Origin of the sequence: Cobetia sp. 2AS (assembly GCF_029846355.1) — a bacterium.
GTDB classification, from domain to species: Bacteria; Pseudomonadota; Gammaproteobacteria; order Pseudomonadales; family Halomonadaceae; genus Cobetia; species Cobetia amphilecti.
In genome coordinates, this window is record NZ_JARWKQ010000002.1 from 408,547 (window position 1) to 431,198 (window position 22,652).

The window sequence follows — 22,652 nt, forward strand, 5'->3', positions numbered from 1 at the left end:
TTTCTGGAGCAGACATCCCATGACCCATTCTGTATTGCACCCTACCCGACTACAGCAGACCCGGTTGCAGCAGGCCCGCGAGCTTGAACTTCCTTCCCGCGAGGCCATGCTGCGACGCGCTCCCTCCGTCCAGCAATTCTGGGACAGCCATCGTCAGCTGCTGAGTGACGCCTGGCGTGAATGGGAAGCCGTCGAGCAAGACGACCTCGCCATCCTCGATAGTGGACTGATCGACGAGGCGCTGCGCACTGCCGTCAAGCAGGCGTGGGAAAATCCCGAGCGCGAGACGGACGTCAAGGCGCTGATGACAGAAGTCGCCACTGACGTCTATCAGTTCCAGCTCTTCGATGTCGAGCGAATTGCTGATTTGCGCAACATGCTGGAACAGGCATGGGACGCCGGCATTCCGCTGCGCCCGCCCTACGGCATCGTGCTCAATCGACGCGGCGCCATGCTCGACCGTCGCTCAGAGGGCTATCTGGCGGCACCGGGTTTCCAGGCGTTCTATCAGCAGCTGCTGGACACCTACATGCGCCCGATCTCGCGGCTGCTGTTCCCGGAAATCATCGGCTACGACAGCCAGTCCTTCGGCTTCTCGATCCACTACCAGCCCACCACGGACGCCTCGATTCGGCCGCATACCGACGCCTCGTCCGTGACTCTCAACATCAACATGAACCTGCCCGACGAGACCTTCGAGGGCTCTGAACTGGACGTTCTGGACGCCGCGAGCGGCGACGCAGTGCGCTTCTCGTTCACGCCCGGCTCGGCCATGCTGCATCGCGGTAATGTGCCGCATGCCGCGCAGCCGATCACCAGCGGCCAGCGCTCCAACCTGGTGCTGTGGCTGTATGGTGAGCGAGGCCAGATACCGCCACAGGGCGCCCAGCGTCGGGCGATACCTGCCAGAGACCGCTGGATCGCCTCGAGCGCCGAACAGGATGATTTCGCACCGTTCTGATGGCTATCGCTAGTGAGAAAAAACCACAAAGGGGGCCCTTGATAGGCCCCCTTTGTCGTTGTCATGCGCTCGATAACGGCGCTTGGTTATCCGCTCATGACCACCTGATCATGGCCTCGCCTGCCATGACGGGAAAGCCGAGCAGATCACGAAGGGTCGCGGCATCCGGCGAGAGAGTCAGCCAGCTCACGGCGGCGATATTGAGCAATACTGCACACAAGAACACGAATCGGTAGCTTGCCTTGCGCGTCTTGTGGCGCAGGCTCTGCTGGGCGATCAGCGCGCCCGGCCAGCCACACAGCAGCTCCATGAAGTGCAAGGTATCCTCGCGAACTCTCTGTTCACTCTCAGCAGCGGCCAGTTTATCTACCCGATACGCCATGTACGCCACCAGGCTCATGCCCAGATACGCTGCAGGCAACATCCACGGCAGATGCCCTAGCTGCCATCCCGCCCCGAGAACGACCGCGACGACCAACGCCATCAGCCACGAGAACATGACACCAGCGGACGTACTCGAAGCTCCGGCCCCATGGGTGCGAAAGCGGATGGCACGTGGGCGATTGTTGTCATCCATGCCCAACTGATAGTGCACCTGCGCGCTGGCCTTGGGTCGCCCGCGCCCCTGGTAGGCGCTGATATGGGCAAAGACATCCTTGCCACCCGACGCCGGGGTGATGAAGCCAAAGCCCTTGTCATCGTTCCAGCGCGTCAATCGTCCTTGAAGGTTCATCGTCTCATCTCTTCCTGGGCAGGCCCTTAGCCGACGAAGGTACCCGTGGTGTTGCCGCCGCCCTTGCCGCCGGGGCCACCATCGTCGTTGTCGTCGTCATCTTTTTCATCTCTTTCGACTCTGTCACCCCTGCCATCCTTGCGCTCCCGCTCGTCACGCTGATCGCCCCATAAGTCCTGATCCCGTGAGTGAGCGCCGCCTTGTTCATGATCGCGGATATCGGCAGCAGAGGCCTTTTGCGAATTGGCGTACACGGCCAGCGCATCATCGGGGTTGCGCGCCGAGACCTGGGCCTGCTCTTGATAGCCCTGGGTTTCCAGCAGGCTCGCGTACCACAGGTTGCCCTTGAGGCTGATGGTCAAGTTGAGGCCCAGGAACAGGATATTGGAGATCAGCTGCCCTCCCTGGGTCGCCGGAATGAAGACCGAGCTGAGCACGATGAAGCCGAACAGACTAGCCGCCAGCAGCCACATGCGCTTGTAGAGCGCCCAGAACAGGCCGAAGAAGAATGCTGGCCATGACCAGCCGATCTTGACGGCACGCGTCCCGTGCCCGGGATGCGTCAGAATACGAAATGAAGCCATCGTGAAAATCCTTGTCTGTGATGCCGAGCGGGCAACAAGCTGCGACAGGCTCGGATAAATGACACACGCTTCGTACTATACCGCCAGCCACTTGTCAGGACCATGAACTGATCTATCGCTATCTCACTGATTCTCCTCAAGCTTGTCAGCCGCGCCCTATCATTCATGCCCAGCCATTCACACCGAGCCATTCGCACCGAGCCCTTCGCGCCGAGCCATTCGCACCCGACGACGCAGCTCAAAGCGTCTGGATGACCAGCGGCTGATCATTGGCCGGATAGGCACAGCACATCAGCACCTGTCCCTGAGCCACGCCGGCCTGTGGCAGCTCGGGATACTTGACCTCACCCTCGAGCAGTCGCAATGCGCAGCTGCCACAGCGCCCGACACGGCAACTGGACAGGGTATTCACGCCTGACTGCTCGGCCAGCTCAAGCAGACTGCCCTGTTGGGGTGTCCACTGTCGTGTGATGCCCACGTCGCTGGCCGATGGCTGCCCGGGTGCCACGCGAGGCGTGAAGGTGACCCGAGCACGCTCCGGCAAGCTCGCCTGGAAGTCTGGCGATAGCGCGACCGAGGTTGCCTCCCCCTCCTCCAGCGAACCACGCCCGAAGAATTCGTGATGCAGTTGCTCCCGCAGTAACCCCAGCGCCAGCAAGGAAGCATATTGCGCGCGCATGAAGCCCTCGGAACCACACAGATAGACATGGCTGGAGGCAAGGTCCGGCAGGCTGCCCACCAGACTCACCAGCTCCAATCTGCCCACAGATTGATGCCGCCCGGCCACGAGATCCGCCGCACTCGGGCGCGACAAGGCGATATGCAGATGCAGCCACGCATGGGCGCGCGACCAGCGCTCCAGCGTGTCGAGAAATGCCAGCTCACGCCCATTACGCGCAGCATGCAGGAAGACCACCTCGCCGAGCGGCGGATGGCCCGCTTCTGCCTGCTGTATCAAGGCCTCCAGCATGGCGATCATCGGCGTGATGCCGACGCCGGATGACAGCAGCACGCAAGGTGCGGGCAAGTTCTGCAACACGAAATCCCCCGCCGGGAGTGTCGCTTCCAGCACATCGCCCACCGCGAATTCATCATGCAGCAGTCGTGAGGCAAGTCCCTTGGGGTCGCGGCGTACCGAGATGCGATAGGCACTCTGCCCCGCCCGCCAGGCCTGCGAAATGCTGTAGCTACGCATCACCGCGATCTCGCCGCAGGACAAGGGCTTGCGTGGCGTAGAGGCCAGACGCAGGGTCAGAAACTGGCCGGGGTGATAGGCGTCGATTTCCGCCGGTTCGCGCTCCTGCCCCGCTAGCAGCCATGGCGCCAGATAAAAGGAGGTGATCGAGTCACTTTCGCGCACCTTGTCGATGACGCGCAGACGACGCAAGGGTACGGGCGCCTCATCAGGGGCCGGCCAGTCACCGGTCTGCTCAAGCGACGGCGAGAGTTCGATCAGACGCCCCTGCGCCGGCAAGGCATGCTCGACATGCAGTACCCGCTCCGGCACCACATCCACGATGCGCTCGGCGCCCGCGACCAGCGCTGCCCGCTGGGGGTTCCAGTCGACCCGGGCGTGCCCCTTGAGCACCAACGCCTCGCCCGTGATGAAGTCGGGAATCAACAGGCTGACGCGGGGATCCAACTCGATATTGCCCAGGGTGTTGAAGAAGTGATTGCCGGCAAAATCGGGAAACGACAGGCTGCCATCGGCATTCAGGTGCAGAAAGCCTGGCCTGCCGCCACGATGCGAGACATCCACGCCGTTGGGCGCAGCATCGTCCAGCTCACCTGCGCGGGTCGCGATGAAGAAGGTGTCCGCCTGGGCCAGCAAGGCGCGCGCCTCTTCATCGTTCCATGTCGCCTCGTCATTGAGTGCCACCTCGCGGCTGACCAGCGCTTTCGCCTGCTCGACAGCCCAGTCGATCTCACGTTGCTGGATGTATTGCGGACAGTTGCCGAAGCTCTGATCGACCCGGATCCGCAGCCCATCGGGCCGCATGCCCGCCACCGCTTCAGGGGCAAGCAGGGTGCCATTCAGGCGATTGCGCCGCCGACTGGCCAGATCCAGCCCCAGCACGCCGATCCTGGTACCGGGAGTGAAATCCAGCCCCAGCAATTTCCCCAGCGCCGGTCGTGCATGCACCTGCAGCTCACCGGGCGTGGCATTGCAAAGCTGCCCGGGCGGCGCAAGGCTCACCACCGCCCACGGCCAGCCGTCGCTGTCAGGCACGCCCATGAACAGCACCGGCAGACTCGCGAAGAACGCGACATGCTGCTCAGGCATCCGGTCGCGCACGTAGGGGGCGACCTGCTCGAGATAATGCTCCGGCACGCCTGCGCGAGCCTGGACACGTCGCTCACCTGCATGAAACACCTGCCGATGCTCATTCATGGACAAACCCTCAGAATGACGGTGGAGCTCAGGCCAGTACCGGGCTCATCGCCATGCCCACGAATCCCGGTTCGGCTTCGATACGCGCAAGCCAGCCACGAATGGCGGGATAAGGACTCAGGCTGACACCCCCCTCCGGGGCATGCGCGATATAGCTGTAACCCGCGATGTCGGCCAACGTCAGGCGCTCCTCCACCAGGTATTGCCGCTGATCCAGATGGGACTCCATGACGGCGAACAGGGCATGCGCGCGGGCGATGGCCTGCTCGTGGTCAAAGGGGGCACCGAAGACGGTCACCAGACGGGCCGTGCAGGGGCCAGCGGCAATCTCGCCGGCCGCGACCGAGAGCCAGCGTTGCACTTGGGCCGCTGCCAGGGCGTCGCCGGGCATGAAGCGTCGTTCGCCGTCATAGCGCTGGGCCAGATAGACGAGGATGGCGTTGGAATCACTCAGGAAGACGCCATTGTCCTCGATGGCCGGCACCTGCCCGAACGGACTGATCCTGAGGAAGTCGGGCGCCTTGTGCGCGCCATTGGCCATGTCGAGATCCACCGTCTCATAGGGAATGTCCAACAGCGCCAGCATCAGCTCGACGCGGTGACAGTGCCCGGACTTCGGATTGCGGAACAGACGGATGGGGGCTGACGCGGCAGCAAAGCGTGAGTTCATGATTCACCTGACAATGTGAGGAAAGTGGAAAGAGTCGAGAGCGGCAAAGCGCAGTGCGCTGCAGGAAACGTGGCTGGCGATGACGACTCAGAAGCCGAAATCGCTCAACCCGGGGTGGTCATCCGGTCGGCGCCCCAATGGCCAATGGAACTTGCGCTCGCTCTGCGCGATGGGGTGTTCATTGATGCTGGCGTGGCGATGGGTCATCAGGCCCTGCTCATCAAACTGCCAGTTCTCATTGCCGTAGGCGCGAAACCACTGGCCGCTGTCATTGCGATATTCATAGGCGTAACGCACGGCGATCCGATTCCCTGCGCTGGCCCACAGCTCCTTGATCAGGCGGTAGTCGAGCTCGCTTGCCCACTTGCGGGTCAGGAAGGCCACCACCTCATCACGGCCGGTCACGAATTCGGCGCGATTGCGCCAGCGGGTGTCCGGGGAATACGCCAACGCTACCTTCTCGGGGTCACGGCTATTCCAGCCATCTTCGGCAAGACGCACCTTGTGTGCCGCAGTGTCTGGCGTGAACGGTGGCAAGGGATGGCGGGGGAGATTGGCTGACATGAAAGAGGCTCCAGCGGTTGGGGTGATCAAACACATCCCCACACTACTCTCCTCATGTGGCTGCTAGAATCCTCAGCAGACACAATTGATCATTTCAGATAATGACAATAATCAACGCCAATGGGAGCCACAGATGGACCGACTGCAGACACTGGAGGTCTTCGTGGCCGTGGCGGACGCCGAAAGCTTCGCGGCAGGCAGCCGGGCGCTGGGCATGAGCGCCCCCTCGGTGACACGCGGCATCAATGCCCTGGAAGCCCGCCTGGGCGCACGTCTGTTCACGCGCACCACACGTCGCGTGCGCCTGACCGAGATCGGTGAGCGGTATCTGGCGGATGCACGGCGCATCCTGGCGGAGCTTCAGGCAGCGGAGGATGGTGTCAGCGGCGCCGCAACACGCCCCACTGGCGTATTGCGCATCACCTGTCCCACCGAATTCGGCCGTCTCCATGTGATGCCACTGCTGATGGAATACCTCGAACACTACCCCGAGATGCGCGCCGAGGTGGTCATGGTGGACCGCGTGGTCAACATGATCGAGGAAGGCTTCGATATCGCCGTGCGTATCGGCTCCCTGCCGTCCTCGGGGCTTTCGGCACTGAGAGTCGGCAGCGTGCGGCGCGTGGTGTGTGGCTCACCGAGCTATTTCGCCCGCGAGGGCACGCCGGACTCGCTGGAGGCCTTGGCCGGACAGCGCATCGTTGCCTCGAGCAACATGAATGCCAGCAAGGAGTGGCGCTTCGGCCACGCAGGAGAACACGCCATACGAGTGAGCCCCCGGCTAACGATGAGCAGCATTGCCGCCTGCATCGAGGCGGCCCGCAGTGGTTGGGGCATCACCCGCGTGCTGTCCTATCAGGTCGGCGAGGATCTCGCCGAGGGTCGCCTGCAGGCCGTACTGGAGGAGCTAGAGCCACCGCCGCTGCCAATCCACCTGTTGCACAGTGAGGGGCGCGGCGCGGTGGCCAAGGTCCGCACCTTCCTGGATTTTGCCGCCGAACGCCTGCGCGCCAATTCTGTACTGAATCCCTCACCGTCAGCGCGATTGACCGACTGAGCCCCCCTCCGACGGGCTGAAGGCCGTCATGTCCTGTTGCAACAGGCTCGACAGCCGACTGGCGCCATCGCTCAACTGACGGCCCAGTCGGCTGATCAACTGCACATGCGGCGTGACGAACTGAGCTTCCTGCAGTGGAATTCGACACAGGCGGCCGGCGGCGACCTCCTCGGAGACCACGAATTCCGGCAGCAGCGTCACTCCGCCATGCAGCGCGAATTGCTTGAGCATGGCGAGGGCGTTGCAGGTCAGGGTCGGGCTCAGCATCACACCGGCCTGATGTTCGGCCTGGGCCACGATCTGGCGGATGCCGAATGACACCTCCGGCAGGGCCAGGGAGTGACTGGCCAGCGCCGCCAGCGACAGCGGCTCGAGCTTGCCTGCCGCCCGCCTTGAGCCTTCCTGAGCCCCGAACTGTTGAGCCCTGAGCGGCTGCCCCCCGAACTGTCGAGCCAAGGCATGCTGCGGATTGACCACCGCACACACCGGCTGCGGCCGCGAGACATGCGTGCGAATCTTCGGATCACGAGTCGGGTGAAACACCAGCCCCAGATGCGCCTCGTCCTCGACCACCTGCCGGATCACTTCATTGGTTCCACACAGATTCACCTTGAGTTCGATGCCCGGATAGTGCGCGGAGAAACGACTCAATGGCCCCGCCAGCCCCTCGATGAAGCCCTCACCGATCGCCAGCACCAGCGAGCCGCTCTGCAGCCCCTTCAATGACTGCAACGACTCGAGCAGTACCTCCTGCTGCGCCAGACGCTGCCGGTAATACTCCAGCACCCGCTCGCCCGCCTCCGTCGGTTTGACCCCGCGGCGATGGCGCTCAAGCAGCGGCATGCCCAGCTCATGCTCCAGCTGGGTGATCTGCCGACTGACTGCGGAAGGCGCCACATTCAGGAAATCCGCCGCCGCGCGCACGCTACCGAGTCTTGCCGCCTCATGGAAGTGACTGATACGTCGATCCTGCACCAGACTCATCACGCCCCCAGCATTGCCTTGAAGGCAACATTAAATTGAATTCGGGATTATTGCTGGAACACAGAAGCGCTGTCCATACTCGAGTCACCGGGTGCTAGTCCCCCTTTCACCACGACAGGAATCACACAATGACAACAACCGTCGGTGTCATCGGATTGGGCAACATGGGCGGCGGCATGGCCGCAACCCTAGCTCGCCACGACTTCCCCGTATTCGGGTTCGATCTCTCTCAGGCTGCGCGTGACAAGGCGGCTGCGGCAGGCGTCACGCCGGTTGGTTTCCTCACCGAGCTGCTCGAGAAGGTTGAGGTGGTGATCCTCTCGCTGCCCAAGGCCGAGCATGTCGAACGCCTGTGTCTGGGCGGCGAAGACGCGCCAATCAGCGATGCAGCAGACGACCACCATAAGACCGAAAGCCTGCTGGCCCTGGCCAGGCCGGGACTGATCGTAATCGACACCACCACCTCGACTCCCGAGACCAGCCGCAAGGTGGCAGCGGCGCTGGCGACGCGCGGTATCGACTTCATCGACGCCCCGGTGTCCGGCGGCCCCAAGGGCGCCGCGAGCGGCAGCATGTCGATGGTGATCGGCGCCGAGGATGAGGTGCTGGCACGCGCCATGCCGGTGCTGGAGGCCATGAGCGGCAGCCGAGTGCACGTCGGTCGCTGTGGGGCGGGCAATGTCGCCAAGATCGCCAACAACATGCTGGCCGCCTGTCACCTGATCAGCACGGCGGAAGCCGTTGCCATGGCCGCCAGAGCGGGCGTCTCCCCCGAGAAGTTGCTGGAAGGCGTGAATGCGGGTTCCGGGCGCAGTGGCGCGAGCCAGGTGATGTTCCCCAACTGGGTGATCAACAAGGCCTTTGATTCCGGCTTCACCATGGGCTTGATGCGAAAGGATGTCGGGTTGGCCAGTGAGCTGGCGCAACAGCTCGGGATGGAACTGCCCCTCGCCAACGCCGTCGCCCAGCTATGGAACGAGAGCCGCGCGACGCTGGATGACAGCGAGGATTTCTGCGCCATCGTGCAACGCACTGACCCGACTCTCTTTGGCCACGGAGCATAAGCCATGCTGACCCACGACATGACCCCGGCATTCTCAACGACCCAGCGTATCGCCGAACTGATGCAGGCGTTTCAGGACAGCAGCCAATCTCATGACGACACTCTTGTCGTCAGCAGCCTGATCGGTGGCGAGTTCATCAAAGGAAGCGGAGAGAGCATCGAGGTGCGCAACGCCCAGGATGACAGCCTGATGCTGTCCTTCCCGGATGCCGACATCTCTCAGGTCGCGCTTGCCAATGCCGCCAGCCGCGAGGCCCAGCAGCAATGGGCCGCCCTGACCGCCCAGGCCCGCGGGCGCGCCATCTACCGCATAGGCAGCCTGGTCCGAGAACAGGCCGACACCCTGGCCGAACTGGAGGCGCTGAGCGCCAACAAGCCGATTCGCGATGCGCGGGTCGAGGTGGCCAAGGTCGCCGAGATGTTCGAGTACTACGCGGGCTGGGCCGACAAGCTGCACGGTGAGGTGATTCCGGTCCCGACCTCGCACCTCAACTACGTCACCTACGAGCCGCTGGGCACCGTGCTGCAGATCACGCCGTGGAACGCGCCCATCTTCACCGCTGGCTGGCAGATCGCCCCGGCCATCACCGCCGGCAATGCGGTGATTCTCAAGCCCTCGGAGCTGACGGCGCTGTCCTCGCTGGCGCTGGGCGTGTTGATCGAGCGCGCCGGTGTGCCGCGCGGGCTGGTCAATGTCATCGCCGGCTACGGCCATAGCATCGGCCAGGCGTTGATCGCCGAGGGCGACATTCGCAAGGTGGTGTTCGTCGGCTCGCCCGCCACCGGCCGCCACATCGCCACCGCCGCGGCGCAGCGCTGCATTCCCTGCGTGCTGGAGCTGGGCGGCAAGTCCGCCAACATCGTGTTCGAGGATGCCGATCTCGAGGTGGCCCTGCGCGGCGCCCAGGCGGCCATCTTCTCCGGCGCCGGCCAGAGCTGCGTGTCCGGCTCGCGCCTGCTGGTGCAGGCCTCGATCTTCGACAAGTTCACCACTGCGCTGGCCGAGGCCGCCACGCAATTCACCCTCGGTGACCCGCAGGACCCGGCAACCCAGATCGGCCCGATCAACAACGCGAAGCAATACCAGCATGTGAGGTCGATGCTTGCCGGCGCCATCGAGGACGGCGCGCGCCTCGCCGATGGCTCAGCAGAACCCATTCCAGACACCGGCGGCTATCATGTCGCCCCGACGGTACTGCTGGGTGACAACGCCATGGCCTGCGCGCAGGAAGAGATCTTCGGCCCGGTCGTAGTCGCCATTCCCTTCGAGGAGGAAGCCGACGCCATCCGCATCGCCAACGACAGTCGCTTCGGGCTGGCCGGCGCCGTCTGGACGCGTGATGTCGGTCGCGCCCACCGCGTGGCACGCCAGGTGCGTGCCGGCACCTTCTGGGTCAATGGCTACAAGACCATTCACGTCAGCTCGCCCTTTGGTGGCTACGGTGAAAGCGGCTATGGCCGCTCCTCAGGGCTGGATGCGCTGCGAGAGTACAGCGAAGTGAAGAGCGTGTGGGTCGAGACGTCAGCCGAGCCCGCCGCCAGCTTCGGCTATGGGGCGAGTCTGGAGTAGCGAGATGTGATCGTGTGCCTGTCAGAGGACAGCACTCGGGGCAGCGGTCGTTGACGGGGTCACTCGGCCGCTCCCCCAGCCGTGTCGAGTGTCTCCTTCAGCACCGTGAGTGCCTGAACGATATCCGGATAGTGGCAGCGGCGACGATGCACAGCCGTGAAGATCGGATGCAGTATCTGCGGGGCATCCTCGACGACACACAGGCCCTCCATCGTGGAGGCAAGGTCCGCGACGATACGGGAAGGAACGTATGTGCTCCCTCCCGTTCTGCGCAGAAACTCGACGGCGATGCCTTCGAAACTGACCGTAATGGCCGAGTTGGCCAGCTCCGGCAACAGCGTCTGGTGGCGCTGGCGAAAGTAGGAGGTGTAGTCGGTATTGAGGTAGGTGTCCTTGGGAATCTGGGCGAGATGGCGGCCATGCGTCGATACCATCACGAACCGCTCTTCCCCGACCTGCTGAATCTCGAGATCAGGAAGATACTGCGGTGAATACAGCACGCCGATATCGATGGCGCCATGCGACACATCCTTGATGATCTGCAGCGAGTAGTCCGCCTGCAGATCGACCGCGGTGCGCTGATCGCGGGCACGAATGTTGATCACCCAATCCACGAGCACGGGCCGCATCAAGCTGAACTGTCCGGCCAGACGCAGCAGACGATCGCGCTCCTCGCTCGCCCCCGTGTCGCGACGCGCCTGGTCCCAGGTGGCGACCAGAAGCCTGGCATGCGGCTCGAACCGAATGCCGGCAGGCGTTGGCGTCGCGCCGGCACGCCCCCTCTCGAACAACTGTGCCCCGACCTCCGCCTCCAGCGCGCGAATCCGCCCGCTGATGCTGGATTGCGTCAGTTCAAGGCGATCAGCCGTGCGATTGAAATTGCGGCTCTCGAAGACATCCAGAAACGTCGTGACAAGCTTGATATCCATTTCAATCACCAGAACCGATCAATGAAGGGCATGCAATCGATTGTATGACTTTCTGCGCTTGAATAGCATTTCCCGTGATGCTGACGCGCTCACATGCGCTCGCGGCAGGGCAATAACAACAATGATTCCTGACAAAGGAGCGTCTCATGTCGCGATTGACCACTGAGCTCTTGTCTCGCCGCCAACCCGGCCACGCCCTGGAAAGAGCGTTCTACACCGATCTCGAGATCTTCAGGCAGGATCTGGAGCAGGTCCACTACAAGGAATGGCTGTTCGTCGCGCCAGCCTGTGAGCTGCCCGGTCGTGGCAGCTATCTGACGTACCGGATCGGCGAGTACCACATCGTGGTGATTCGTGGCGCGGACGACGAGATCCGCGCCTTTCACAATACCTGCCGTCATAGAGGGTCGGTGCTGTGCAAGACCGACAAGGGCAAGACCCCGAAACTGGTGTGCCCCTATCATCAATGGACCTATGACCTCGACGGCACCCTGCAGTGGGCGCGCGACATGGGGCCCGACTTCGTGCTCGAGGACCACGGTTTGATCGCCGTTCATTGCCGCACGATCTCCGGCCTGATTCATGTATGCCTTGCCGATGAGGCCCCCGATATCGCGTCATACATCGAGGTCGCGACGCCCTATCTGGCAGCGCATGACCTCGACAATGCCAAGGTGGCGTTCGAATCCCGGGTGATCGAGAACGGCAACTGGAAGCTGGTCTGGGAAAACAATCGCGAGTGTTATCACTGCTGCGCCAATCACCCCAGCCTGATTCGCACCTTCCCTGAAGATCCGCGCATTTCCTTCATCGGCGAGCACGAAGTCCCCGATTTCATCGCCGACCATTTTGCGGCTTGTGAGGCCGAAGGGCTGGCGTCGCGCTATGTCGTGGCACAGAACGGGCAATTCCGCCTGTCACGCATGCCGTTGGTGGAAGGCGCGAAAAGCTTCACCCTGGACGGGAGTTTCGGGGTACACGGCAAACGGCTCGGTCAGGTCCACAAGGAAGATGCCGGCGTGCTGAACCAGTTCCACTACCCCAGCACCTGGGCTTACTTCCTGCCCGACCACTGCATGACGTTTCGCGTGACGCCCATCAGCCCCACCGAGACGGAGCTGGTCACTTGCTGGCTGGTGCACAAGGATGCCGTGGAGGGCGTCGATTATGATCTCGAACACCTGACCCGGGTCTGGCTCAATACCAACAGCGAAGATCGCCGTGTCGTGGAGGACAATCAACAGGGAGTGAACTCACGCGGCTATGTGCCGGGCCCGTATTCACCGGTGCATGAAGTCAGCGTCCAGGGCTTCGTGGATTGGTACTGCGAGACTCTTGGCCCGCGCTTGATCCCGCTCACCGCCGTGGCTTCATGACGCAGACGCCGAGCCTCGATTCGGCTCTACCCTGACGACTCAGCCAGGACGGCTCACGCATGACACCGCAAGGCGCCGTGGATTTCCCTCCACGGCGCCTTGCGGCGTTTGACGGCATGCGCCAGCATCGACTTCCGACTTCTGATTTCCGAATTCTGAGTCCCGGCGTCGCGGCCAGTGGCAAGCAGTACTTCCGTGACAAGCAGTACTCCCGAGACAAGGCATCCGTCCATCGCCCCGACGACACAAGGATACGTGAATGCGCGTCAAGACCGACTTCCCCCATCGCGTCCGCGAGATCGAGCACACGCTGATTCCGCTCTCTGACGGCACCCAGCTGGCCGCCAGAATCTGGCTGCCGGAAGACGCGGAACAGGCGCCAGTGCCGGCCATCCTCGAATACCTGCCCTACCGCAAGAGTGACGGCACCGTCGCGCGTGATGCCCTCACCCACCCCTACTTCGCGGGCCACGGCTACGCCTCAGTGCGCGTCGACATGCGCGGCAACGGCGAATCCCAGGGGCTGATGGAAGATGAATATCTGCCACTGGAGCAGTCCGATGCGCTGGAGGTGATCGACTGGATCGTCAATCACCCGTGGTGCAGCGGCAAGCTCGGCATGATGGGCATCTCCTGGGGCGGCTTCAATTCGCTGCAACTGGCCGCGCACCGGCCCGAGCCACTCAAGGCCATCATCACCCTCTGCTCCACCGATGATCGCTACACGGATGACATCCACTACAAGGGTGGCTGCCTGCTCAACGAGAACCTGGCCTGGGCCGCCACCATGCTGAGTTTCTCCGCGGCCCCGCCGGACCCGCGCCTGGTGGGTGATGAGTGGCGCGCCATGTGGCAGGAGCGCTTGGACGAGATGCCGCTGCTGGCCGAGACGTGGCTTTCGCATCAGCACCGCGATGAATACTGGAAGCAGGGCTCCATCAACACCAATTACGCCGATATCGAAGCGGCGGTCTATGCCATCGGTGGCTGGGGAGATGCCTACAAGAACACCGTCGGGCGGATGATGGAAAACCTGAGCTGCCCGCGCAAGGCGCTGATCGGCCCGTGGATTCACAAGTATCCGCACTTCGCGGTGCCCAATCCGGCCATCGGCTTCCTGCAGGAAGCGCTGCGCTGGTGGAACCACTGGCTGAAAGGCGAGGAAAACGGCGTGATGGACGAGCCGTCCGCCACCTTCTATCTGCAGGACTCCCTGCCGCCGAAGACGATGTATGCCGAACGTCCGGGGCGCTGGGTGCAGACGGATGGCTGGCCCGCCAGCGATGTCGAGATGCACGAGATGTCCCTGAGCGAATCAGGCCTGAGCGACGACACACGTCAGGGCCAGCAGGCACTGTCCAGGCCGGTCGTGGTGGATTCTCCCCTCACCGCTGGTCGTCATCAGGGCGAGTATTGCGCCATCTGGTTCGGGCCTGACCTGCCGGGAGATCAGCGGCTCGATGATGCACTCGCCGTGTGCTTTGACAGTGAACCGCTCGACGCGCCGCTGGATATCCTCGGCAAGCCCAGGGTCACGCTGTCACTGGCCAGTGACCAGACCTGTGGCCAGCTGACGGTGCGCCTGAATGACGTGCAGCCCGATGGCCAGGTCGCACGCATCACCTACGGCGTGCTCAACCTCGCGCTGCGCGATCATGACACTCCGCAACCTCTCACTCCCGGTGAGCCCGTCAATATCGAGCTGGAACTGGACATGGCGGGCTATCGGATTCCGGCCGGCCACCGTCTACGCGTGGCACTGGCGTCAGCCAACTTCCCGATGGTGTGGCCGGCGCCCCGGCGAGCGGCACTGACCCTGCAACCGGGCCTGCAGTCACTCGCGTTGCCGGTCTTTACCGGCGAGGCCGTCGACAACCCCTTCGCGGCACCGGAATCCGCCCCACCGGCCAACATCAGCGAGCAGCGTGCCGCCAGGCCGAGTCGCAGCGTGGTCGAAGATGCGGCCAGCGGCGAAGTCACCACCATCGTCGCGGATGACCTGGGCGCGATGACGCTCGAGGACACCGGCATGCGGGTCGAGTATCGCTGTACCGAGCGCTATACCGCGCACCCGCAAGATGCGAATCGCACGCGTGCCGAGATCGTCTGGCACTACCACGCCGGCCGCGATCAACTCGGGCGTGACAGTGCGCTTGGCGAGACCACCTCGGGCCAGTTCGACGTCCGCGTCGAGAGCCACTACCGCATGCGCTGCGACGCCGAGAACTTCTATCTCGAAGCCGAGCAGATCGCCTGGCAAGACGACGAGGAAGTCCACCGCCGTGACTGGCAGCGCACTCTGCCGAGAACATCGGTCTGAGGCGCCCGCTCAGGCGCCTGGCGCGTATCTGTCCTGCGAGCGTTGCTGCCAGGCGGCCAGCTCCGCCGCCAGATAGGGCATGAAGCGCTGCCCCTGACGCGAGACGGGATGGAAGCGCGAGGTGACCAGCGCGACATCCAGAGTGATGGTCGGTGTGAAGGGCACGATGCGCAGATGGCAATCGCGACGTGCCAGCATCGCCTCCGCCGTCACCGGATCGATCAGGGCGATCCCCAGCCCTTCATTGACGAGCATCGCGACCGAGGGAAACAGATGGGTCTCGATGCTCGCCTGCAAGGTCATGCCGACCTGCTGGAAGGCCCGCGCGAGTTTCAGAGTGCTCTGGTGATGCTGGTCCAGCGTGATGATGGTCTCCCCGGCCAGGTCCGCCGGGCTCAGTGATGCCTTCTCGGCGAGAGGATTGCCTTCGGGAACCGCAAGCGCCATGCACAGCCGATACTCCTCGAGCACCAGCTCCTCGATGGCGGCGTCCGACTCGATGACGCCGAGATCGAACTGGCCCTCGGCGACCCACTCGGCGATCTTGCGCGAGCTGAACGTCTGCAACGACAGGCGGCTGTCGGGAAAATCGACCAGATAGCGCGCCATCACTCGGGGCATCACCGTGGGAGACAGCCCCGGCATCGAGGCCACGGTGAGCTTGCCGGCATGGCCGTCACGCAGTCCATCGGTCAGCTCATCCAGGTGGCCCACCGAGGCCAGCACCTTGTCGACCCCTTCGGCCAGATGGACGGCTTCCGGCGTCAACTGGGTGCCGTAGTGGTTACGACGAAAGAGCAGAAAGCCGACTTCGCTTTCCAGATTGGTGATCGCCGTGCTTACCGCGGGCTGGGTGATGGCCAGGCGACGCGCTGCCTGGGAGAGACTGCCCGTGCGTACCACTTCCTGAAAGATCTGCAATTGACGCAGGTTGTGTCTGAGTTTCATGACGGCTGGGCTCTCATCTCGTGGCTGGGCTCTTGTGGCAAAGCTCTCGCGGCGGGGCACTCATGTCCGGATTCTCGAGACTAGCCTTTCTCGGGCAGACTCTAAATTGTTCTTATGACTTAATAGACAGCCTTTAGTTGTGCTTATACCCCCTGCGGGAGGAAGCTGACCAGACCCTCATAACCAACAACAAAGGGCCACAGACAATGCATATGATCGACCTCATGGGGCTATTGCTGTATTTCGCGATACTGCTCTACATCGGCTACCGCAGTGCCAAGAAGACCTCCAGCAGTGCCGACTTCGCCGTCGCCGGCAACAAGATCATCTGGCCGGTGCTGTTCGCCACGCTCGCCGCTTCCTTCCTCGGCGGGGGCGCCTCGATGGGCCGCGCCGGCAAGGCCTTCGATGAGGGCTACGCCTTCATGTTCGCGGCCTCCGCCTTTCCCATCGCCACCATCATCGCAGGCCTCTACATCGCACCGCGCCTAAAGCGCTATGCGGGCGCCCAGACGGTCGGTGACATCATGGCGCATCACTATGGTCGCAGCGCTCGCCTGCTGACCGGCATCTTCTCGCTGATCTTCTGCGTCGGCATCCTTGGCGCTCAGGCGCTGGCCATCGGCACCGTCTTCAATGCCATCCTGGGCATCGAGATCAGCACCGGCATCCTGATCGGCATGGCAGTGGTGCTGGTGTACTCCACGGCCGGCGGCATGTGGGCCGTGATCCAGACCGACGTGGTGCAGTTCGTGATGCTCGCGGTCTTCCTGCCCATCACCATGATCGTCGGGCTCGACAAGATCGGTGGCCCCGATGCCCTGATCACCGCGCTGCCCACCGAGCACTTCAGCATCATGGGCGATTACACGCCGCTGATGTTCATCAGCATCTTCATCGCCTTCCTGCTCGGCGAGACCCTCGTCCCGCCCTACACCCAGCGCGCCCTGTCGGCACCGGATTCGCGTCATGCCAAGATCGGCTACTCGCTGGCCGGCGGCTTCGGCCTGCTGTTCTATGCCGTCAGCTCCACCATCGGCCTGATCGCGCTGGTGCTCTATCCGCAGATCTCGCCGGATCAGGCCATGCCGGAACTGATTCGTGACGCCCTGCCACTGGGCCTGACCGGCCTGGTGCTCGCCTCACTGCTGGCCGTGGTGATGTCGACGGCGGACTCCTACCTGAACTCGGCAGCGGTCATCTTCGTGACCGACATCTACAAGCCCTTCATCAATCCCGCCATGTCCGGCAAGCAGCAGCTGTGGATCGAGCGCGGCGTCAATCTGGCCATCGGACTGGGCGCCATCGTCTTCGCGCTTTACGCCACCTCGATCATCGATGCGCTGCTGCTGAGCTACGCGCTGTGGGCACCGACCATCCTGCTGCCGTTCATCTTCGCCGTGCTGTTCAAGATTCGCTGCAAGCGTGCCGGCATCGCCGCGATGCTCGCCGGGGCACTGGCCACCAGCGTCTGGAAGTGGAGCGGCCTGGAGCTTGAGGCATTGAGCGGCATTACGCCGCTGATCGCCGGCGTCATCGCCAATATCGTGGTCTTCACCCTCGTCTATCAGTTCTTGAACGCGGCGCCGGACCACAACGGCAAGAACGCCCCGACCCAGCCCACCCACTCCTGAGGACCTGACCATGTTCGGACTGACCCTGTATGTGATCTGCCTGCTGAGCATCCTCACCGCCGTGGGCATCGCCATCGCCTCCTGGAAGTTCTACCGCGACAACTGAGCCACCGGCAGGGCCTGCGCCGCTCGACCATGAGTCTTCCAAGGCTCTGTCATGGCCCTGCCACCGTCTTCATCACGCCGATCATGTCGGGCAATCCGCCCGGCATGACCGGCAAAGAGAGTACGCGCGATGACCCCGCAATCCCCCGCCGCCCTAGTGGCGAGCCACGACAGCATTGCCGTCATTGGCGCCGGCATCATCGGCCTGGCGACCTGCCGCGCCTTGCAGGCACGTGGCTATCACGTTCGACTGTATGACCCGAACCCCGTCGGCGAAGGCACCTCCTTCGGCAATGCCGGCCTCATCGCCAACTACGCCACCTCGCCGATGGCCAACGGCGATACCCTGCGTCAACTGCCGGGCCACCTGCTGAGCAGACAGCCCTCCCTTGCCATCGCCCTGCGCCACACGCCTGCCCTGGCGGACTTCGGCTGGCGCTTCCTCAAGGCGGCAACGCCCTCCAATTTCCAGCGCCACAAGGCGGACCTGATCGCCCTGCTGGCCAATGCCGTCGAACGACAGCATGCTCTGATCGATGACCTGCAGACCAGAGCGCCCACTGTACTGGCCAGCCAGACAGGTTGCCTGCAGATCCAGCGCGACACCGCCATCACCCCGGCATCGCTGGAGAAGATGGCTCAGGCGAAACGTCATGACGGAGTCGAATGTCAGGCACTGGGCGCGAACCAGTTGCGGGATCTGGAACCTTCGCTCAACTCGAAGGGACTGGCAGGCGGCCTCTACTTCCCTGATACCCGCCATCTCACCAGTCCGCTGTCACTCAGCCGCCAGCTCTTCGCACAGCTCGAAGAAGGCGGCCTTGAGTGGACGGCGCAACATGTCGACGCCCTCACGCCACTTTCCAGCGGTGGCTGGCGCATCGACACCGCCGCCACCTCGCAGGAGGTCTCGCATGTGGTGATCTGCGCCGGTATCGCGAGCAATACGCTGCTGGCAGGACTCGGCAAGCGACTGCCGGTGGTCAGCGAGCGCGGCTATCACATCGAACTCGCCACCTCGCTCCCGCTCTCACGCCCGGTGGGCTGGCTGGCGCACCACTTCTACGCCTCGCCCATGGCCGCAGGCATTCGCCTGGCGGGCACCACCGAGTTCTGCGCGCCATCTCGTCCCGCCTCGCCGCAGCGTTGGCAAGCCCTCAAGCAATGGGGCGAGACACTCTTCGGTCAGCCGCTCGACGTCGCCCGCCACTGGATGGGCGTGCGCCACTCCACTCCCGATGGCCTGCCGGTAGTGGGCGAAATGCCCGGCTGCCCCGGCCTGCTGCTCGCCTACGGGCATGGCCACCTGGGCCTGACACTCTCGGCCGAGACGGGCGATCTGGTGGCACGCACGGTGGCGCACGAACCCCTGCCGGAATACGCGCGCAGCCTGTCGCCCGCCAGGTTCTGCCAATGATCCCGCTCGCCTGAGCAAGCAGAACTGCACTCTTGCCCATGAAGACGAAAGCCCCTGACAGGCGAACCTGTCAGGGGCTTCTTGTTTCTTGCGTCAGAGCTTGCAAGAGCTTCTGCTTACAGAAGGTGGAGAGAAAATTTCCGCTCCTCAATACACGAAAGCGAACAGGAAATTGAAGATCAGCGCAGCCCCGAAGCCCAACGGCGCTGCCTTGAACAGCAGCTTGGGCAGTAGGTCATTGCGACGCTCTTCACTGGGGCATGAACCCAGAATCAGGCTACCGCCGGAAGAGAATGGCGAGATGGCGGTGGACTGAGCACCGATGACAATGGCGACAAACAGGATCATCGGGTCAATTCCCAGCTGGGTGGCCAACGCCGGCACGACAGGGAACAGCGCAGGCGTCACCACTCCCAAAGTGCTGGCGAAAAGCGACATGATCGCTGAGATCACTCCAAATACGATCGGCACCGCGTAGACCGGGATATTGCCGCTCACCCAGGAAGCCAGAAGATCGATAGTGCCGACCTTGATGGCAATCGAGATCAGCATGCCGACACCACAGATCATGATGATAGTGCCCCACGGCAGCGAAGCGATCGCCTTGCGCTCATCCCCCAGCTTCATCAGCAACGCGATCACCGAGAACACGCTGGCAATCAGCCCTATGTTGATGCGGTCGTTGACGTAAGCCACCAGCGCATTATCCGGCAGGATCATCGCGGTGATCGGCGGTGCCAATACAGTGACCATCAACAGCAACGTCAGACGCAATGTCAGTCGCTGCTCACGGTTCATCGGCGAGGGCTGGGCTGCATCGGTAATCTGCACACCGCCCTGACTTCCTCGCAGCGAGAACAGCACCAGCAGTCCCAGCACCACGATGGGCACGACCATGGTCGCCAGGAAGATGCCGAAACTGTAATGGAAGGCATCACCGGACGAGATACCGGCACCGGTCATCAAACCTTGAAAGATGATGCCACTCTGACTGGAAACGAAGTTGGCCCCCGCCAACGCGCCGTAGTTGACCGCCATGGCACCGACGATCAGCGACAGGCGAGTCTTGTCACACAACAGCAGCGTGATGGGCGCCATGAAGGCCAGTACCGTGTAGTAGCCTGCACCCAACGCCGAGATGATCACCGACGAAAAGAAGATGGCAAACGGCAACAAGGCTGGCACATTGCGACAGCGGTACAGCAGATGTTCCGCCAGCTTCTCAAGCGTGCCGTTGACGATGGCGAAGTTATAGAACAGACAGACCGAGAAGATGATGAAGAAGATCTTCAGCGGCCATAGGCCGATCACCTCGTTGGGCGACATTCCAAGCCAGAAGCAGCCAATCAGATAGGAGAAGGCAATGGCGAACAGACCGATGTTCAGGCGCAAGCGATAGCCCAAGACGATCGAGACCACGATGGCCAGTATGACGACAAGACTCGACATGGCGAACACTCTTGTTATGTGGAGACAGGGCAGATGTGGCAGGACGATGAAGTTACAGCTGCAGCAAACGACGCGGGTTGTGGATCATTACCTGTTCGATCAGCTCCGGGCTCAACAACAGCTCGCGCATGCGCCGGGTCTGGGCTGCATGATCGGCCACGTGTTCGAAACGGGTGTGCGGCCAGTCGCTGCCCCAGATCAGCCGCTGGTCATTGCCCATGGCCTGGCGCAACACGGCGAGCGAGCGTCGTGACTGCTCAAGCGTTGCGCCCGAGCGATACGGCGCGGAAACCTTGACCCACAGCTGCGGAGAGCTCACCAGCGTCAGAAAGCGCTGATGATCAGGGAGTCCAGGGGTAAGCTCACCCTCCTTCGGCAGGCCGAAGTGGTCGATCACCAGTGTCACGCCGGTCTCGATCAAGCTCGGCAGAAAGTCGGCGAGATCGGCCACGCTGCGCTGGATTTCTACATGCCATCGGCGGCGCGCCAGCTCACGATAGAGCGATAGCCATTCCTCCCCTAGATAGTCCGCCGGTGTCGCACCGATCAGATTGAGGCGAATGCCGACCACGCCCTCCGCTTCCATGCGATCCAGCTCCGGCATGGAGATGGCACTGTCGACCACTACCACGCCCTTGAGGCGCTCAGGAGATGCGGCAAGCGCCTGCAGCAGGAAACGATTGTCGGTGCCCAGAAAGCTTGGCTGGACCAGCAGGCCATGTGACAGCCCCTGCGAATCCAGCTGCGCCAGATATGCGTCGACCGTGGCATCATACTCAGGGCAATAGCGACGACCTTCCACCATGGGGAGGTCATGAAGAAAGACGTGGGCGTGGCAATCAACGCCACGACAGGAAGTCAGTGAATCTACAGTCATCAGGGTCACTCACTATCGGTGTGTATGTGAGGAGGCAGGAATATCAGGCCATACCGCCTGCAATTCATGCAAACATATATATGTATTTCGAGTGACAGGTTAGCGTAAAACTTACGCTGATAGCAGAGACCCATGACCAAAGGAGTAATGCATGCCGCAAGCACGGTCAGTTCGGGGGATCACTGGAACGGACAGCCGACTACCGCTTTACCAGCGCCTTCGCGATGAATTCCTTCTGCAGATCGCCGAGGGGCATTGGGTGCCGGGCACCCCCATCCCGACCGAAGCCGAGATGACGCGAGAGTATGAAGTCGCGATCGGCACGGTTCGCAAGGCCATCGAGACACTGGTGCAGGACGGTATCCTGGAGCGCCAGCAAGGACGCGGTACCTTCGTTCGCCGCCCGGAATTCACGCATTCGTTGTCGCGCTTCTTCCGTCAGGTCGACTCGCAGGGCATTACCCGGATTCCGGAGAGCGATATCCTGTCATTGGAGAGCGCGCCTGCCAGCCAGCATGTCAGGCAGGCACTGAACCTTGGAGCCAGAGCAGGAGTCATCCACTTGGAGCGTCTACGCCGCCTGGAGGGAAAACCGCTGTTCCATGAGCGGATCTGGCTCCCTCAGAAGCGCTTTGCCGCACTGCTCGAGACCCCGAAGGATGCACTGGGTGACCTGCTCTACCCGACCTACGAAACACTATGTGGGCAGCTGGTCGCCCATGCGCGGGAAACACTCTCCATCGGCGTGGCAGACGCATCTACCTCTGAGCTACTAGGTGTAGCCCTCGAGACACCAGTCGTGGTGATCGACCGTATCGCCAGCGGCTTTGATGGCACTCCGTTGGAGCTGAGGCGCTCCTACGGTATCGCCAGCGAGTTCCGTTATCAGATCGAGATCGCCTGAGGCAACGGAAGGGAAACGGCAGGATGTGACAACGCGAGGCCAATCTGCGTGCTGTCAGAGCCCATCTACGACAAGGCCCCTGAACGTCACCGATCAGGGGCCTTGTCGTAGACAG

The 22,652-nt window shown here is 62.8% G+C and carries 19 protein-coding genes; 9 read left to right on the forward strand and 10 right to left on the reverse strand.

The annotated features are described in order from the left end of the window. Window positions 1-19: 19 nt before the first annotated feature. Window positions 20-961: a 2OG-Fe(II) oxygenase gene (locus tag QD356_RS06870; protein ID WP_192839271.1), complete on the forward strand. Its 942-nt coding sequence runs from the start codon at window positions 20-22 to the stop codon at window positions 959-961. A 94-nt stretch (window positions 962-1,055) separates the two neighbouring features. On the opposite strand, the gene QD356_RS17835 is transcribed toward QD356_RS06870, so the two are convergent. The 5 genes from QD356_RS17835 to QD356_RS06900 all read right to left on the reverse strand — a co-directional run bounded on the left by QD356_RS17835 (window position 1,056) and on the right by QD356_RS06900 (window position 5,904). Further along, window positions 1,056-1,694, reverse strand: coding sequence for a cold shock and DUF1294 domain-containing protein (locus tag QD356_RS17835; RefSeq protein ID WP_192839272.1), 639 nt, complete (start codon window positions 1,692-1,694; stop codon window positions 1,056-1,058). A gap of 26 nt (window positions 1,695-1,720) precedes the next feature. Next, the gene (locus QD356_RS06885; protein WP_192839273.1) at window positions 1,721-2,278 is read right to left on the reverse strand and encodes a DUF2628 domain-containing protein; all 558 of its coding nucleotides are present in this window, start codon (window positions 2,276-2,278) and stop codon (window positions 1,721-1,723) included. Between the two features lie 238 nt (window positions 2,279-2,516). Next, entirely contained in the window at window positions 2,517-4,670 is a 2,154-nt protein-coding gene (locus QD356_RS06890) for a pyridoxamine 5'-phosphate oxidase family protein (RefSeq protein WP_192839274.1), read from the reverse strand. A 28-nt stretch (window positions 4,671-4,698) separates the two neighbouring features. Continuing rightward, the gene (locus tag QD356_RS06895; protein WP_192839276.1) at window positions 4,699-5,340 is read right to left on the reverse strand and encodes a glutathione S-transferase; all 642 of its coding nucleotides are present in this window, start codon (window positions 5,338-5,340) and stop codon (window positions 4,699-4,701) included. Between the two features lie 87 nt (window positions 5,341-5,427). Next, window positions 5,428-5,904: a nuclear transport factor 2 family protein gene (locus QD356_RS06900; RefSeq protein WP_192839278.1), complete on the reverse strand. Its 477-nt coding sequence runs from the start codon at window positions 5,902-5,904 to the stop codon at window positions 5,428-5,430. A gap of 133 nt (window positions 5,905-6,037) precedes the next feature. On the opposite strand from QD356_RS06900, the gene QD356_RS06905 reads away from it, so the two are divergent. Next, complete coding sequence (locus QD356_RS06905) at window positions 6,038-6,961, forward strand: LysR substrate-binding domain-containing protein (protein ID WP_192839280.1); 924 nt, start codon at window positions 6,038-6,040, stop codon at window positions 6,959-6,961. Here the strand turns inward: QD356_RS06905 and QD356_RS06910 are convergent. After that, entirely contained in the window at window positions 6,941-7,945 is a 1,005-nt protein-coding gene (locus tag QD356_RS06910; RefSeq protein WP_192839281.1) for a LysR family transcriptional regulator, read from the reverse strand. The two genes, QD356_RS06905 and QD356_RS06910, sit on opposite strands and share 21 nt — an antisense overlap. A 128-nt stretch (window positions 7,946-8,073) precedes the next feature. Here QD356_RS06910 and QD356_RS06915 point away from each other — a divergent pair, with 128 nt between their 5' ends. Next, on the forward strand, window positions 8,074-9,009 hold the full coding sequence (locus tag QD356_RS06915; protein ID WP_192839283.1) for an NAD(P)-dependent oxidoreductase: 936 nt from the start codon (window positions 8,074-8,076) through the stop codon (window positions 9,007-9,009). Window positions 9,010-9,012: 3 nt separating this feature from the next. Beyond that, window positions 9,013-10,578, forward strand: coding sequence for an aldehyde dehydrogenase family protein (locus tag QD356_RS06920; protein WP_225996647.1), 1,566 nt, complete (start codon window positions 9,013-9,015; stop codon window positions 10,576-10,578). 59 nt (window positions 10,579-10,637) lie between these two features. Here the strand turns inward: QD356_RS06920 and QD356_RS06925 are convergent, their stop codons facing one another. Beyond that, the gene (locus QD356_RS06925; RefSeq protein ID WP_192839284.1) at window positions 10,638-11,507 is read right to left on the reverse strand and encodes a LysR family transcriptional regulator; all 870 of its coding nucleotides are present in this window, start codon (window positions 11,505-11,507) and stop codon (window positions 10,638-10,640) included. Between the two features lie 146 nt (window positions 11,508-11,653). Here QD356_RS06925 and QD356_RS06930 point away from each other — a divergent pair, with 146 nt between their 5' ends. Continuing rightward, the gene (locus tag QD356_RS06930) at window positions 11,654-12,883 is read left to right on the forward strand and encodes an aromatic ring-hydroxylating dioxygenase subunit alpha (RefSeq protein WP_192839285.1); all 1,230 of its coding nucleotides are present in this window, start codon (window positions 11,654-11,656) and stop codon (window positions 12,881-12,883) included. Between the two features lie 259 nt (window positions 12,884-13,142). After that, a complete protein-coding gene (locus QD356_RS06935; protein ID WP_192839286.1) occupies window positions 13,143-15,203 on the forward strand; it encodes a CocE/NonD family hydrolase in 2,061 nt (686 codons plus the stop codon). Window positions 15,204-15,212: 9 nt separating this feature from the next. Here QD356_RS06935 and QD356_RS06940 read toward each other — a convergent pair whose 3' ends face one another. Beyond that, window positions 15,213-16,151 carry a LysR family transcriptional regulator gene (locus tag QD356_RS06940; RefSeq protein WP_054557146.1) on the reverse strand — a complete coding sequence of 313 codons (939 nt, stop codon included), beginning with the start codon at window positions 16,149-16,151 and terminating at the stop codon, window positions 15,213-15,215. Window positions 16,152-16,357: 206 nt separating this feature from the next. Between QD356_RS06940 and QD356_RS06945 the strand changes: the two genes are divergently transcribed. Both QD356_RS06945 and QD356_RS06950 read left to right on the forward strand, forming a co-directional pair. Next, entirely contained in the window at window positions 16,358-17,785 is a 1,428-nt protein-coding gene (locus tag QD356_RS06945; protein ID WP_192839287.1) for a sodium:solute symporter family protein, read from the forward strand. A 235-nt stretch (window positions 17,786-18,020) separates the two neighbouring features. Further along, on the forward strand, window positions 18,021-19,307 hold the full coding sequence (locus QD356_RS06950; protein WP_192839289.1) for an FAD-dependent oxidoreductase: 1,287 nt from the start codon (window positions 18,021-18,023) through the stop codon (window positions 19,305-19,307). 147 nt (window positions 19,308-19,454) lie between these two features. Here QD356_RS06950 and QD356_RS06955 read toward each other — a convergent pair whose 3' ends face one another. Further along, window positions 19,455-20,756 carry an SLC13 family permease gene (locus tag QD356_RS06955; RefSeq protein ID WP_192839290.1) on the reverse strand — a complete coding sequence of 434 codons (1,302 nt, stop codon included), beginning with the start codon at window positions 20,754-20,756 and terminating at the stop codon, window positions 19,455-19,457. Between the two features lie 52 nt (window positions 20,757-20,808). Then, the gene (locus tag QD356_RS06960) at window positions 20,809-21,633 is read right to left on the reverse strand and encodes an amidohydrolase family protein (protein WP_192839292.1); all 825 of its coding nucleotides are present in this window, start codon (window positions 21,631-21,633) and stop codon (window positions 20,809-20,811) included. Window positions 21,634-21,784: 151 nt separating this feature from the next. Here QD356_RS06960 and QD356_RS06965 point away from each other — a divergent pair, with 151 nt between their 5' ends. Continuing rightward, window positions 21,785-22,537, forward strand: a complete 753-nt coding sequence (locus QD356_RS06965; protein WP_192839294.1) for a GntR family transcriptional regulator — start codon at window positions 21,785-21,787, stop codon at window positions 22,535-22,537. Window positions 22,538-22,652 lie beyond the last annotated feature (115 nt).

Bases quoted from the DNA above. Each gene is read 5' to 3' on its own strand.
- QD356_RS06870 (WP_192839271.1), top strand. From the start codon at position 20: ATGACCCATTCTGTATTGCACCCTACCCGACTACAGCAGACCCGGTTG.
- QD356_RS17835 (WP_192839272.1), bottom strand. From the start codon at position 1,694: ATGAACCTTCAAGGACGATTGACGCGCTGGAACGATGACAAGGGCTTT.
- QD356_RS06885 (WP_192839273.1), bottom strand. From the start codon at position 2,278: ATGGCTTCATTTCGTATTCTGACGCATCCCGGGCACGGGACGCGTGCC.
- QD356_RS06890 (WP_192839274.1), bottom strand. From the start codon at position 4,670: ATGAATGAGCATCGGCAGGTGTTTCATGCAGGTGAGCGACGTGTCCAG.
- QD356_RS06895 (WP_192839276.1), bottom strand. From the start codon at position 5,340: ATGAACTCACGCTTTGCTGCCGCGTCAGCCCCCATCCGTCTGTTCCGC.
- QD356_RS06900 (WP_192839278.1), bottom strand. From the start codon at position 5,904: ATGTCAGCCAATCTCCCCCGCCATCCCTTGCCACCGTTCACGCCAGAC.
- QD356_RS06905 (WP_192839280.1), top strand. From the start codon at position 6,038: ATGGACCGACTGCAGACACTGGAGGTCTTCGTGGCCGTGGCGGACGCC.
- QD356_RS06910 (WP_192839281.1), bottom strand. From the start codon at position 7,945: ATGAGTCTGGTGCAGGATCGACGTATCAGTCACTTCCATGAGGCGGCA.
- QD356_RS06915 (WP_192839283.1), top strand. From the start codon at position 8,074: ATGACAACAACCGTCGGTGTCATCGGATTGGGCAACATGGGCGGCGGC.
- QD356_RS06920 (WP_225996647.1), top strand. From the start codon at position 9,013: ATGCTGACCCACGACATGACCCCGGCATTCTCAACGACCCAGCGTATC.
- QD356_RS06925 (WP_192839284.1), bottom strand. From the start codon at position 11,507: ATGGATATCAAGCTTGTCACGACGTTTCTGGATGTCTTCGAGAGCCGC.
- QD356_RS06930 (WP_192839285.1), top strand. From the start codon at position 11,654: ATGTCGCGATTGACCACTGAGCTCTTGTCTCGCCGCCAACCCGGCCAC.
- QD356_RS06935 (WP_192839286.1), top strand. From the start codon at position 13,143: ATGCGCGTCAAGACCGACTTCCCCCATCGCGTCCGCGAGATCGAGCAC.
- QD356_RS06940 (WP_054557146.1), bottom strand. From the start codon at position 16,151: ATGAAACTCAGACACAACCTGCGTCAATTGCAGATCTTTCAGGAAGTG.
- QD356_RS06945 (WP_192839287.1), top strand. From the start codon at position 16,358: ATGCATATGATCGACCTCATGGGGCTATTGCTGTATTTCGCGATACTG.
- QD356_RS06950 (WP_192839289.1), top strand. From the start codon at position 18,021: ATGACCCCGCAATCCCCCGCCGCCCTAGTGGCGAGCCACGACAGCATT.
- QD356_RS06955 (WP_192839290.1), bottom strand. From the start codon at position 20,756: ATGTCGAGTCTTGTCGTCATACTGGCCATCGTGGTCTCGATCGTCTTG.
- QD356_RS06960 (WP_192839292.1), bottom strand. From the start codon at position 21,633: ATGACTGTAGATTCACTGACTTCCTGTCGTGGCGTTGATTGCCACGCC.
- QD356_RS06965 (WP_192839294.1), top strand. From the start codon at position 21,785: ATGCCGCAAGCACGGTCAGTTCGGGGGATCACTGGAACGGACAGCCGA.